The sequence below is a fragment of the Endozoicomonas atrinae genome (assembly GCF_001647025.1).
Taxonomy (GTDB): Bacteria; Pseudomonadota; Gammaproteobacteria; order Pseudomonadales; family Endozoicomonadaceae; genus Endozoicomonas; species Endozoicomonas atrinae.
Window position 1 is genome coordinate 1 of sequence record NZ_LUKQ02000011.1, and the last position, 12443, is coordinate 12443.

Genomic DNA, 12443 nt, shown 5'->3' on the forward strand with positions numbered 1-12443 from the left:
GCGTCATTCGTAAGGCGATCAAGAACCGGAAGATTTTTCGGACTGATGAGTCAGTCATGAAGGTAATCTATCTGGCCATGGAAAAAGCTTCCGAGAAATGGACCATGCCGATCAGGAACTGGAAAGCAGCCATGAACCGGTTTGAAATTATGTTTCCTGACCGGTTCAAGGAGTAATAGTTTTGGTGGCGTTTACACAGAATTATTTACAGGCTCTTCAAAACAACCTTAGCGTTATTCTAGAAAAATTCACTCATTTCATGATCAAGATTATATTTTTTAATCTTACGATACAGTGTGGCAATGCCTATTCCCAGCTCATCTGCCACACGCTGCTTTCCTTCATTTTTGCCAAAAGAACGAAGTGCCCTGCTTACCAGGAGCTTTTCCATTCTTTCCAGATTAAAGGCTTCCTGGTTCTTTGAAAATGTTTGGGTATCAACATCGATATGGCTTTCCAAATCATCTATTGGTAATGGGGCCATATCATTATTACAAATATTTGCAGGCAGTAAATCGACAGTGACCGACTCTCCAGGTTCAGCCATATTCACCAGATATTCAATAGTATTCGCCAGCTCCCGAACATTACCAGGCCAGGACCACATAGTCAGCACATCCATTGCCTCCATGGTTATTCCAGGTTTTGTTACCCCAAGAGCCAGTGCATGCTTTTTTAGAAAGAAGTCAACGAGCAAAGCAACATCACCAACCCGATCACGCAGCGGTGGCAATTCCAGAGGAATCACATTCAGGCGGTAAAACAGATCTTCCCGGAATTTTTTTGCACTGACCAGACTTTCAAAATTCTGATGGGTGGCTGAAATAACCCGGATATCCACAGGAATGACATTGGAGGCACCTACCGGAATGATCTCCCTGCGATCCAAGACTCGAAGCAACTTTGCCTGCAGATGCAGAGGCATATCGCCAATTTCATCCAGAAAGAGCGTACCGCCATCGGCCTTTTTCACCAGGCCTTCCCGCCCCTGGTTAGATGCTCCGGTAAATGCCCCTCTGGCATAGCCGAACAGTTCACTTTCCAGAAGCTGTTCAGGGATAGCTGCACAGTTAATGGCAACAAATGGCTGGTCTGCACGGTTGCCAGACTCATGAATCATCCGCGCCACGACTTCTTTACCCGAACCGCTTTCCCCACGGATCAGCACACTGGAAGGGCTGGATGCAATTCGTGCAATCTGTTGACGTAGCTTATTAACGGCGGGAGAGCTCCCAACCATTTCTGTTCGATTACCAGGAAGAGGTTTTACACCTTGCACAGAAAACTGTGCCCGGAGCACAAGGAAACGGCGCTCATCCAGTATCAGCATGCGACCGGGTAGTATCTTTTCCTGCTCGCCCACCTGAATAATAAACTCCTCCTGTTGATGGTTACCTTCCCTGGTTCTCCCAAAAGGCCTTACCTGAACACCATTGATCCGGCTATTGGACTCCACACCCAGTAACTTTCTGGCAGCTGCGTTCATATGCTGACATACTCCCTTGCTATCCAGCTCCAGCAACCCTTCAACCAAATCTTCCCCGACGTCCTTGAGCATCAATTCACTGCGGCGAACCTTATCGTGGTAGATACTCTCCATGGTTTTGGCAATAAACAGCTGTGCCGTGTTTTCAATGGACTCAATATAGAAGTCGATGTTACCCAGCAGTTTTTCCCGCTGCTCTTCGCTGAAACAGACAAGGCTGATCACGCCAATACAGTCACCGTGAAAGATAACCGGGACACCAAGAAACGCTTTTTCCCTGCAACCCACACGCCGGCTGCACATCAAACATCCGGATCCTGACCAGAACGCTCAATCACTTTATGACGACGGGTGCTGATGACAGACTTGAAGGCATTGGTCCCCGTCGTCAGCGGACGACCAAGATTACTGGAGTAGGGACCCGTACCGGCAATCCGTACCAGGTTGTCATCCACCACTTCCACATCCAGATTCAACATTCTGGACAGTACCTGTACAAAACGGAGCACCGTAGACTGGATGGACATCAAGCGGGATGAGGACTGCATCTTTTGGGGTCTTCTTGTGTGATTACCCCTTTATTGTCCATTTCAGAAGAGCTCAGTGCCTTGAGCCAGAGCAGTATTTCGAACGGATAAATACGACACAGTCCCTTTTCAATTAATCAACGAAAGGCTTTGAAAACCAGTTCAATTGTTTTCACAGATATTCAATTCGGTTAACTGCCAGTTATTGACTCAAGTCACGGACAGCCAGTGCGCATCATTGTCATGCTAATTGCAGCTGCTGGTAGCGTTCTGGCGTATCAATATCCTGATGAATGGCATCAGTGCCCACCGAGATATAACGATGGGGAGCAGCCAGTAACAAGGATTTCATCCGGGACTGGGGAGGAGCATTCAGGATGGCTTCAAATGCACTGCGATGCAAAAGGACCGGGTGACCTGGTTGCTCATCAGCAGCGCTTACGACGGGAAAGAGGGTATCAAAATCCCGTTGTCGCCAGAGTTCGGAGAATACGGTGGGAGGAATCAGCGGCATATCACCATGGGTGATAAACAGATAGTCCGTTTCACAATGACTGATACCCGCTTGAATTGAACTGAAAAGCCCAAGGGAGTACGCCTGATTGTGAACCAGCTTGATTCGGGGGTGATTCTCATATCGTGAGTGAATTTCTTCACCTCGGTAGCCCGTCACCAGAATAACCCGTTGGCAGAAACAGAGCGCATTGGCAATGCTGCAGTCAAGAATGGTTTCACTGCCGTCCAGCTCTTTATTTGACTCTCTGTTCGCTTCCCTGTTGGAGAAGGGCAGCATCATTTTCCAGCGCCCCATTCGTGATGAGAGCCCTGCTGCAGTGATCAGACAATCCACAGGTTTGGTTAAATCCGCTGACATAGTGAAGCTCTCATCAATTCAAGGGAGAATGTCATGTTCAAGTTTCCAGGTAGCCTGTCATGGATAAGCCCGGAAGAAGACCGCATTATTGCGGCAACCGGAGCCGGAGGAAAGACCAGCTGCCTGGAATACCTTGCGCTTCAGTTCAAGCAGTTGGGACACAGAGTACTGCTGACCACGACGACACGAATTTTCCGGCCTTCTCAAACTGGCTTTGGTCAATATATAGACCGACTGATTGAAAGTAATGTTCTTGAACAGGCAGGAATCGAACCCAAGGCGTCATCAATCACGTTAGCAGGCTTCCCAGACGAGAACCCTGAAAAACTGAAGGGACTGTCTCTCGCAGATATCCAGCAACTGATCGAACTTGATATATACGACAACATCCTTATAGAGGCCGATGGTTCCAGACAGCGGCCATTAAAAGCCCCCAGAGATGATGAACCAGTTCTGCCTGACGACTGCCAGATCATTATAGGTGTGACCGGCTGGAATGGTATCTCTAATCCTGTCAGCCCACAGAATATTCACCGCTGGGAACAGTTCGTCAATATTACCGGGTTGTCTGAAGGTGAAAGACCAACCCCCAGAACCCTGTTTCCACTACTTAATGACAAGCACGGCCTTTTCAAAAATGCACCAGCCAGCGCACGCAAGGTCTGGCTAATCAATCAGGTAGACCAGCTTTCAGACCGCACATGTGCCAGAGAATTTATCGCATCGGTGCAATCCCTTTCACCACCACTTCATCACTATGTCATTAGCAGTTTCCGGAGCCAGTCAGCCCCATTTGTAGAGGGTATCACCTGGAAAACTGAATCATCTGAGAATAATCATTTAATTTGATAATGGGGGAAACCAATGAACATTTTTGCAGAAGCGGCTCGACTCTATGAACAGAATACCCCTTTTGCTTTAGCCTCAATTATAGAAACCAAAGGGTCTGCTCCCCGTCATGATGCCATACTGCTTATACAGGAAGATGGCCGGACCCAGGGAACCATTGGTGGCGGCATGATCGAGCGGCATGTGATCAGTGAAGCTATTGATGCATTGAAGGAAGGTCGCTCCAGAGTGGTAAAAGGCAGTATGTCCAGAACCGGCAAAGATGCCATGGATATGGACTGCGGTGGAACCATGACCGTCCATATTGATGTGCAGGGCATCCGCCCGGACATGCTGTTAATCGGTGGGGGTCATGTGAACCGTGCCGTGGCAAAACTGGCATCCGAGCTGGGTTACCGGATTACCGTTGTAGACTCATGGGAACCCAACCTGAATGCAAAGCTGTTTCCACCCAATACTCAGCTTATTCTGGGAGAGACTATTCAGGATGCCATTGATCAGGTGACCATTCGAGACAATACACAGGTCATCATTGCAACCAACCATGAAGACACGACCGCATTACCAGCCATTCTCAAAAGCCCGGCCCGTCATATCGGTCAGCTGGCCAGTCGTCGCAAGGTAGAAACGCTTCATAATAAATGCCTTGAACTCGGAATCAGCGAAGCGCGTTTTCAAGAAGTTCGCACCCCGGTAGGTCTGGATATTGGAGCAGAAAGCCCGGAAGAAATTGCGGTGAGTATTATGGGAGAAATTCTGGCACTTTCCCGTGGCAAGACATTAAGAAAAAGTGGCGGGAAGCCAGCAATACTCTCTTCTGTAACCAATGGTCATGATAATCTTGTGATCATCCGGGGTGCTGGTGACCTGGCATCCGGTACTGCCGTCAAACTGCATAACAGTGGCTATAAAGTGGTCATGCTGGATCTGCCAAAACCAACGGTGATTCGTACCAATGTTTCTTTCGCTGGTGCTCTATTGAACGAAAGTGGTCAGATAACCGTTGAGGGCATCACTGCACAAAAAGCCCGGTCCGTTGCTGATGCACTGAGAATTATCAATAACGGTCGTATCCCGATCATGGTCGATCCGGATGGCCAGACACTCCGTCAGTTTAAACCGGCGGTACTGGTTGATGGCATTCTGGCCAAGCAAAACCTGGGGACGCATCGGAAAATGGCACCGGTGACCATTGCGCTTGGCCCTGGATTCAATGCGGGACAGGATGTTGATGCCGTCATTGAGACCTGCCGGGGTCATAACCTGGCCAGAGTCATTTACCAGGGAGAAGCTGAACCCAATACCGGAAAGCCTGGCACTATCATGGGCTACGCAGAAGAGCGAGTATTACGGGCCCCCTGTGCCGGTCAAGTTATCCCAGAAGTAGCCATTGGTGAGCTGGTTGAAGAAGGACAGATCGTTGCAAACATCAGTACAGAGATTGGAAACCAGCCGGTGATTACCCGGATTGGAGGTAAGGTTCGGGGTATGATCAGCACAGGATCTGAAGTCCCTCCAGGATTCAAAATTGGTGATATTGACCCACGAGGAGCCAGTGTTGATCATACCACCGTTTCTGATAAAGCCCGTGCTATTGCCGGTGGGGTTCTGGAAGCGATACTGAAACTTTCACCTTGAGATTACTTTTTGAACCATGGAGGTCACAACGTTCACAGTGGAAATGCAAACGCTTTCTTTGTGCTCTTCGTGATCTCCGTGGTTCAATCAGTGCATGCAGAACATGTAGACATACTCAATTTAATCCAAACCCCCATTCCACTATAAAGCCCCCTTTTTATTTCTCTCATCAATAAAACCGATGACATTCTGAAGCTCTGCTATGCTGATCATGCAGTCAGTGCACAGCTGTATCTATAAAGCTGCCATCACCTGAATACCAGGTTGAAAAATAGCACTCGCTTTTTTACAAAAATTTTTAATACGAGTGCTTTATGGCTGTCTAAATACAAAATGTTTAAACACAAGGCTTTGTAACACAACAAAAGACAGGTAGCTGTATGTCGCTAGAAACAAGAGTTGAGATGCTGGAGAAACAACACCAGTCCCTCTACAACACGATTCATGGCCTGGTGAAAGCGATGGCGGATATCAAACACATCGCGCTTAAAAACCAGCATGAAATCATTGGCGTCAAAGTCAACATGTCTGGGATTCAGGCTGAAGTTACCGGCGTTAAGGAAGATGTCTCGGAGCTGGCTCAGGCCACATTGTCCGGTTTTGAGCGTACCAGTGAGTTAATGGATAACACCCATAAGATTCTGGATGATATCAGCGAGCATCTGGACACCATTAATGGTCGGCTGGATGAAACCAATAAACTGGTCGATGGTACCCATGAGCGTGTTGATGAAACCTATGAACGGTTAAACGAGACGAATGAACGTCTCGGTGAAAACAATGAACGACTTGACGAAGCCAATGAACGGCTGGATGAAAACAATGAGCGACTCAGCAGTACTAATGAATGGCTTGGAGGCATTAACCAACGCCTTGAAGGTGTGGAGAGTCAGGTAAAAGAGGTTCGAAAAGACATTCTCACTCTTGGTCAGATGATCAAGCATCGGCTACCAGAAAAGTAATTTTTTCAACCTCCCTTGTTGGCACATCTGGCAGGTACCTTAGGTTTTGTTGACATAAGCCCTGCCTCATTTAACCAAACTACTGTCACTTTGATTATCAACGCACTTTAAAATTATCAAACTGATAGATCAAAACGAACCTGTCGCATCTTTGGGGCTGATAAAAATTTGCTTCAAGTCATTTTTTTATTTTCTGCCAGCCTCACCTCTATTAACTTACTTTTTAACCAGCCGTCCAAAACCCTCAGTTATCAATGGCTGCAGGATAATAACGAACAGAACACATCGAACTCCATCCCTGTTTTTCCTTTTCTCACAGCATCCTCACAAAAGTTGGCACGCAAGTTGGCTATTAAAAGATACCAGTTAGCCATCTGACTGATTTACCAGGGTCGCCTCTTCAACTGCGCCAGACTCAGTCAAACAACAACCCCAGATCCGATAGCACTGTCTTCGCTCAAAGGGTCTGATATTCAGAAAAAAGGAAATACCGTGAGCAATTTCGACCAGTTACTTCAAGATATCAAGGCACTGAACACCAAACTGCATAGCAAAGACTTTCTCCTGACCTGGGAACAGTCTACCGATGAATTGAAGCAGGTATTGAAAGTAGCAGAAGGCCTGCGCCTGCTGCGCAACGAAAACATCTCTACCAAAGTTTTCGACAGCGGCCTCGGTGTTTCCCTGTTCCGTGATAACTCTACCCGTACCCGTTTCTCCTTCACCTCCGCCTGTAACATGCTGGGTCTGGCAATCCAGGATCTGGATGAAGGCAAGTCCCAGATTGCTCACGGCGAAACTGTTCGTGAAACCGCCAACATGATCTCTTTCTGTGCTGACGTGATCGGTATCCGCGATGACATGTACCTGGGCTATGGTAACCAGTACATGCGTGAAGTTGGCTCAGCTCTGGACTTCGGCAAGGAAAACGGTGTTCTGGCTCAACGTCCTGGCATGGTAAACCTGCAGTGCGATATCGACCACCCAACCCAGAGCATGGCTGACCTGGCATGGCTGATCGAGCATTTTGGCAGTCTGGAAAATCTGAAAGGCAAGAAGATTGCCATGACCTGGGCTTACTCTCCAAGCTACGGCAAGCCTCTCTCCGTACCACAGGGCATCATCGGCCTGATGACCCGCTTCGGTATGGATGTCACTCTGGCTCACCCAGAAGGCTATGACCTGATTCCTGAAGTCGTTGAAACTGCGGGTCGCCAGGCAGCAGAAAGTGGCGGCAGCTTCACTCAGGTAAGCACCATGGCTGAAGCCTTCAAGGATGCTGATATTGTTTATCCTAAGTCCTGGGCACCTTACCACGTCATGGGTCGTCGTACTGACCTGCTGAAAGCTGGCGACCACGCTGGTCTGAAGACCCTTGAACAGGAATGCCTGGCTCAGAACGCTCTGCACAAAGACTGGCACTGCACCGAAGAAATGATGAAGCATACCCGCAATGGTGAAGCGCTTTACATGCACTGCCTGCCTGCAGACATCACCGGTGTTTCCTGCAAGGAAGGTGAAGTAACCGAAGGTGTATTCAACAAGTACCTGATCGACACCTACAAAGAAGCTGGCTGGAAGCCTTACATCATTGCTTCCATGATCCTCAACCGCCGCTTTGCCAACCCAGACGTTGTGCTGGAAAACCTGATGAAGAAAGGCGCCCGTCGCGTTGACGCCTGATTTTTCGGGAAACGCTCCCTGACCGCCAGACTGGCAGCAGGGAGCGCTGCCAGCATTTGTGTTTGGGGGCACACGCCATGTCAGAATTCAGCTTATCCATAAAACAGGAGCCTAACCGCTTCTTTAACGGTGAATCTTCACCACTCTTCAGTACCGAAGTGGCCAGAATAGCCCGTGAATTCCACCAGCGAATTCCTGGTTATGAACCAACACCACTTCGCTCTCTTGACCAGCTGGCTCACCAGCTTGGCCTGAAAAAAATTCTGGTCAAAGACGAATCCTATCGTTTCGGCCTGAACGCATTCAAAGTGCTCGGTGGCTCTTACGCCATTGGCAAGTGCGTCAGTAATAAACTGGGTATTCCACTTGAAGAATTCAGCTTTGACAGCCTGAAAGGACAGGAGCCCATTACCTTTGCAACCGCAACGGATGGAAACCACGGCCGAGGTGTGGCCTGGGCTGCCATGCAGCTTGGCCAGAATGCCGTTGTTTACATGCCCAAGGGTGCTGCCAAAGAGCGTGTAGAAAACATTCGTCGTTTAGGGGCCGAATGCATTGTTACCGACCTGAATTATGACGATGCCGTACGCCTTGCCTGCAAGAATGCCGACGAGAATGGCTGGCTGATGGTTCAGGACACGGCTTGGGAAGGTTATACCGAAATCCCGACCTGGATCATGCAGGGTTACATGACCATGGCTGATGAAGCCGTTGAGCAAATGCAGACCATGGGCATTGATCGACCTACTCACACCATTCTGCAAGCCGGTGTGGGCGCCATGGCCGGTGGTGTTCTGGGTTATCTGGCCAACCGTTTTGGGGCTGACCGCTTTACCGGCATTACCGCCGAACCTCATCAAGCGGACTGTATTTATAAGTCTGGCTGCAGTGGCGAAGGTTCTGCCGTCAATGTTACCGGGGATCTGGATACCATCATGGTCGGCCTGGCCTGCGGTGAGCCAAACCCACTGGGCTGGGAAGTCCTGAGAAACTGCAGCCGTCACTTCATGTCTGTAGAAGACCGTACCGCAGCCCTGGGCATGCGCATCCAGGCCAGCCCATTGCCTGGCGATGAACGGATTATCGCGGGTGAATCCGGCGCTATTGGTGTCGGCACACTTTACGCCATCGCACACCACCCTGATGGCAAAGCCATCATGAAAGATCTGGGACTTGACCAGAACTCTGTTGTCCTGCTGTTCAATACCGAGGGTGATACTGACCCGGTTAATTACCAGGACGTGGTCTGGGAAGGCAAATACGGCATCTGATCAATCAATTTTTTAAACAGAAAAAACCGGCAGTGCAGCAGTGGATTCATTCGTTCAATCCTTCACTGCATTGCCCGCTAACAAAGGATAGATAACCATGAGCAGTGAACTGAAAATCCCCTTCGCAGAAATTCTGAAAAAAGCCGAAGAGTACAAGCCAGATATGACCCGTTTCCTGCGGGACATGATCGCTATTCCCAGTGAATCCTGTGATGAAGAGAAAGTGGTTCTTCGTATCAAGGAAGAAATGGAAAAGGTTGGCTTTGATAAGGTAGACATCGATCCACAGGGTAACGTGCTCGGCTATATTGGCCATGGTAAGCACATTATTGCCATGGACGCTCATATCGACACCGTCGGTGTGGGTAACCTGAGCAACTGGACCTTCGACCCTTATGAAGGTTACGAAGATGAAGAAACCATCGGTGGTCGCGGCGCATCTGACCAGGAAGGCGGTATGGCTTCCATGGTTTACGCCGGTAAGATCATCAAGGACCTTGGCCTTGAAGACGACTACACACTGGTAGTGACCGGTACCGTTCAGGAAGAAGACTGCGATGGTCTGTGCTGGCAGTACATCATCAATGAAACCGGACTGCGTCCTGAGTTTGTTGTCAGCACCGAGCCTACTGACTGTAACATTTACCGCGGTCAGCGCGGTCGTATGGAAATCCGTGTAGATGTCAGCGGTGTCAGCTGTCATGGCTCTGCACCAGAGCGTGGTGACAACGCCATCTTCAAGATGGGCCCAATCCTGAACGAGATCAAAGAACTGGCTGACAATCTGGGCGATGATGAGTTCCTGGGCAAGGGTACACTGACGGTTTCTGAAGTGTTCTTCACCTCTCCAAGCCGCTGCGCCGTTGCTGATAGCTGTGCTATCTCCATCGACCGTCGTCTGACCTGGGGCGAAACCTGGGAAGGTGCTCTGGAAGAGATCCGTGCACTGCCAGCTGTTCAGGCAGCGGATGCCAAGGTTTCCATGTACAACTATGACCGTCCAGCATACACCGGTCTGGTTTATGAAACCGAGTGCTACTTCCCTGCATGGGTACTGCCAGAAGATCACCTGGTCACCAAAGTTACCAGTGACTGCTTCGAGCTTCTCTTCGACAAGAAGCCTCTGGTGGACAAGTGGACCTTCTCTACCAACGGCGTTTCCATTATGGGCCGTTATGGCATCCCGGTTGTTGGTTTTGGTCCTGGTAAAGAGCCAGAAGCTCATGCTCCAGACGAGAAAACCTGGAAAGACCATCTGGTTAAGTGTGCTGCCATGTACGCTGCTATTCCTGGCATGTACCTGCATAACCTGGAAGAAAAATAAGCAAAACCAGTAAACCCCTCGCTCTCATGCTTTTCATGGGAGCGAGCTGATAACAAAAAGGTACGGGACCATGAACGTCCTTATAAAAAATGCAACGCTGGTGAATGCCGATACCAGTGAGCGGGCGGACCTGTTGACCCGTGACGGTATCATTGAGCGTATTGCACCGAATATTGAATTACCCGAAGACCCTTCTGTCGAAATCATTAACGCCGCCGGTCACTATGTCATACCTGGCGGCGTTGACGTTCATACTCACCTGAATATCGATGTTGGCATCGCCCAGAGCTGCGATGACTTTTACAGCGGCACGGTGTCAGCAGCCTGCGGTGGAACCACCACGATTGTTGACCATATGGGTTTTGGCCCCGCCGGATGCTCCCTGCACCATCAGCTTGAGCGCTACCATGCATTTGCCCGTGACAAGGCGGTTATTGATTACAGTTTTCACGGCACCATCCAGCATATAGACGACAGTATTCTAGAAGAAATGGAGTCCATGGTGCTGGAAGAAGGGATCTCCAGTTTCAAACTCTACCTGACCTATGGCTATAAACTGGATGACAGTCAGGTTCTTGCCGCACTGGAACGTTTAAACCAGCTGAATGCCCTTACCTGCGTTCACCCTGAAAACGACGGAGCTATCCGCTTCCTGAAAGAAAAGGTTCTCGCCCAGGGTTCCAATGCCCCCATTTATCACGCCTTGAGCCGTCCACCAGAGTGTGAGGCCGAAGCCGTGGGTCGCATGATCAACCTCGCCACACTGGCAGGCGATGCACCGATCTATATCGTTCACCTTTCCAACGGCATTGGTCTGGAATACATCCGTCAGGCACACCAGCGAGGACAGGCGGTCTTTGCTGAAACCTGCCCCCAGTACCTGTCACTGGATATCAATAAATACAACAGCTCCACCGGTGAGAATGGTGCCGCTGAACACCCTTATGATGAAGGGTTGAAATACATCATGAGCCCTCCCCTGCGTGACAGCTACCACCAGAATCAACTCTGGCAGGGGGTAATGGACGGTACCATCAGTACGGTAGCTACCGATCATTGCGCGTTCACCATGGCACAGAAACGCGCGGGCCGGGATGGCTTCCAATATTGCCCAAATGGTATTCCCGGCGTTGAAAACCGTGTACCCCTGCTCTTCTCTGAAGGAGTGATGAAAGACCGTATTTCCATCAACCATTTTGTTGAACTGGTCAGTACACGCCCTGCCCAGTTGTTTGGGCTCTACCCACGCAAAGGCCTGATCGCAGAGGGAGCCGATGCTGATCTGGTAATTATTGATCCAAAAAGAGAGGTAACACTCAGCCAGCGACTGATGCATGGTCGCTCTGATTACTGCCCATATGAGGGCATGAAATTGCAGGGCTATCCGATCATGACCCTGTCCAGAGGCGAAATTATTGTGCGGGATGGGCACTTTACCGGTAAGCCAGGTCATGGACAATTCCTGCATCGCCAACCGTTGAACGAATGCTTCCGTTACTGGGAAAAGTGATTTCGGCAAGCATTTTTTTGAACCACAAAGAGCACGAAGCTTTTTAAAAATGGGCCTTCGTGATCTTTGTGGTTCAGCGCTTTTTTGTCACGCGTCAACACGTAGGCTCTGTTGACATCAGGTTGCAGGCTCAGTGGCTCGTATAGCCGTCTTGCACAAGGCGGACTGGTGCAGGTGTAGTGGTTCTACATCAAACCAGTCCAACGAAGCTGGAAGGCGGCTATACGAGCCACCCTCCGGGCTCAAACCAGAGTGCTCGTGACGTCGTTGCAGGAACTTGAAAGACGTTGGTATTCCTGCGCTCCTGCGCCTGGCCACG

At 49.7% G+C, this 12443-nt stretch carries 10 protein-coding genes and 1 pseudogene; 8 read left to right on the forward strand and 3 right to left on the reverse strand.

The window, feature by feature from the left end:
• Positions 1 to 176: pseudogene (locus AK963_RS31770) on the forward strand (IS256 family transposase); the annotation flags it as partial.
• A 62-nt stretch (positions 177 to 238) separates the two neighbouring features.
• Here the strand turns inward: AK963_RS31770 and AK963_RS02835 are convergent.
• The 3 genes from AK963_RS02835 to AK963_RS02840 all read right to left on the reverse strand — a co-directional run bounded on the left by AK963_RS02835 (position 239) and on the right by AK963_RS02840 (position 2887).
• A complete protein-coding gene (locus AK963_RS02835) occupies positions 239 to 1789 on the reverse strand; it encodes a sigma-54 interaction domain-containing protein (RefSeq protein WP_083232414.1) in 1551 nt (516 codons plus the stop codon).
• The gene (locus tag AK963_RS31180) at positions 1789 to 2034 is read right to left on the reverse strand and encodes a hypothetical protein (RefSeq protein ID WP_083232415.1); all 246 of its coding nucleotides are present in this window, start codon (positions 2032 to 2034) and stop codon (positions 1789 to 1791) included. The genes AK963_RS02835 and AK963_RS31180 overlap by 1 nt, the downstream gene beginning before the upstream one ends.
• A 220-nt stretch (positions 2035 to 2254) precedes the next feature.
• Entirely contained in the window at positions 2255 to 2887 is a 633-nt protein-coding gene (locus AK963_RS02840) for an NTP transferase domain-containing protein (protein ID WP_066013966.1), read from the reverse strand.
• 33 nt (positions 2888 to 2920) lie between these two features.
• Between AK963_RS02840 and yqeC the strand changes: the two genes are divergently transcribed.
• The 7 genes from yqeC to hydA all read left to right on the forward strand — a co-directional run bounded on the left by yqeC (position 2921) and on the right by hydA (position 12124).
• Positions 2921 to 3736: a selenium cofactor biosynthesis protein YqeC gene (gene yqeC, locus AK963_RS02845; RefSeq protein WP_066013967.1), complete on the forward strand. Its 816-nt coding sequence runs from the start codon at positions 2921 to 2923 to the stop codon at positions 3734 to 3736.
• A gap of 15 nt (positions 3737 to 3751) precedes the next feature.
• Positions 3752 to 5374, forward strand: a complete 1623-nt coding sequence (yqeB, locus tag AK963_RS02850; protein ID WP_066013968.1) for a selenium-dependent molybdenum cofactor biosynthesis protein YqeB — start codon at positions 3752 to 3754, stop codon at positions 5372 to 5374.
• 380 nt (positions 5375 to 5754) lie between these two features.
• Complete coding sequence (locus AK963_RS02855) at positions 5755 to 6336, forward strand: coiled-coil domain-containing protein (protein ID WP_139117216.1); 582 nt, start codon at positions 5755 to 5757, stop codon at positions 6334 to 6336.
• A 492-nt stretch (positions 6337 to 6828) separates the two neighbouring features.
• Positions 6829 to 8019 (forward strand): knotted carbamoyltransferase YgeW, encoded by a 1191-nt coding sequence (ygeW, locus tag AK963_RS02860; RefSeq protein WP_066013970.1) that lies wholly within the window; start codon positions 6829 to 6831, stop codon positions 8017 to 8019.
• Positions 8020 to 8096: 77 nt separating this feature from the next.
• A complete protein-coding gene (gene dpaL / locus AK963_RS02865; protein WP_066013971.1) occupies positions 8097 to 9290 on the forward strand; it encodes a diaminopropionate ammonia-lyase in 1194 nt (397 codons plus the stop codon).
• Positions 9291 to 9387: 97 nt separating this feature from the next.
• A complete protein-coding gene (locus AK963_RS02870) occupies positions 9388 to 10614 on the forward strand; it encodes a YgeY family selenium metabolism-linked hydrolase (protein WP_066013972.1) in 1227 nt (408 codons plus the stop codon).
• Positions 10615 to 10684: 70 nt separating this feature from the next.
• Entirely contained in the window at positions 10685 to 12124 is a 1440-nt protein-coding gene (gene hydA / locus AK963_RS02875; protein ID WP_066013973.1) for a dihydropyrimidinase, read from the forward strand.
• Positions 12125 to 12443: the final 319 nt, after the last annotated feature.

What these genes read in the sequence shown, in the direction of transcription:
- AK963_RS31180 (WP_083232415.1), bottom strand. Translation starts at nt 2,034, where the DNA reads ATGCAGTCCTCATCCCGCTTGATGTCCATCCAGTCTACGGTGCTCCGT.
- AK963_RS02855 (WP_139117216.1), top strand. Translation starts at nt 5,755, where the DNA reads ATGTCGCTAGAAACAAGAGTTGAGATGCTGGAGAAACAACACCAGTCC.
- yqeC (WP_066013967.1), top strand. Translation starts at nt 2,921, where the DNA reads ATGTTCAAGTTTCCAGGTAGCCTGTCATGGATAAGCCCGGAAGAAGAC.
- yqeB (WP_066013968.1), top strand. Translation starts at nt 3,752, where the DNA reads ATGAACATTTTTGCAGAAGCGGCTCGACTCTATGAACAGAATACCCCT.
- AK963_RS02835 (WP_083232414.1), bottom strand. Translation starts at nt 1,789, where the DNA reads ATGTGCAGCCGGCGTGTGGGTTGCAGGGAAAAAGCGTTTCTTGGTGTC.
- AK963_RS02870 (WP_066013972.1), top strand. Translation starts at nt 9,388, where the DNA reads ATGAGCAGTGAACTGAAAATCCCCTTCGCAGAAATTCTGAAAAAAGCC.
- AK963_RS02840 (WP_066013966.1), bottom strand. Translation starts at nt 2,887, where the DNA reads ATGTCAGCGGATTTAACCAAACCTGTGGATTGTCTGATCACTGCAGCA.
- hydA (WP_066013973.1), top strand. Translation starts at nt 10,685, where the DNA reads ATGAACGTCCTTATAAAAAATGCAACGCTGGTGAATGCCGATACCAGT.
- dpaL (WP_066013971.1), top strand. Translation starts at nt 8,097, where the DNA reads ATGTCAGAATTCAGCTTATCCATAAAACAGGAGCCTAACCGCTTCTTT.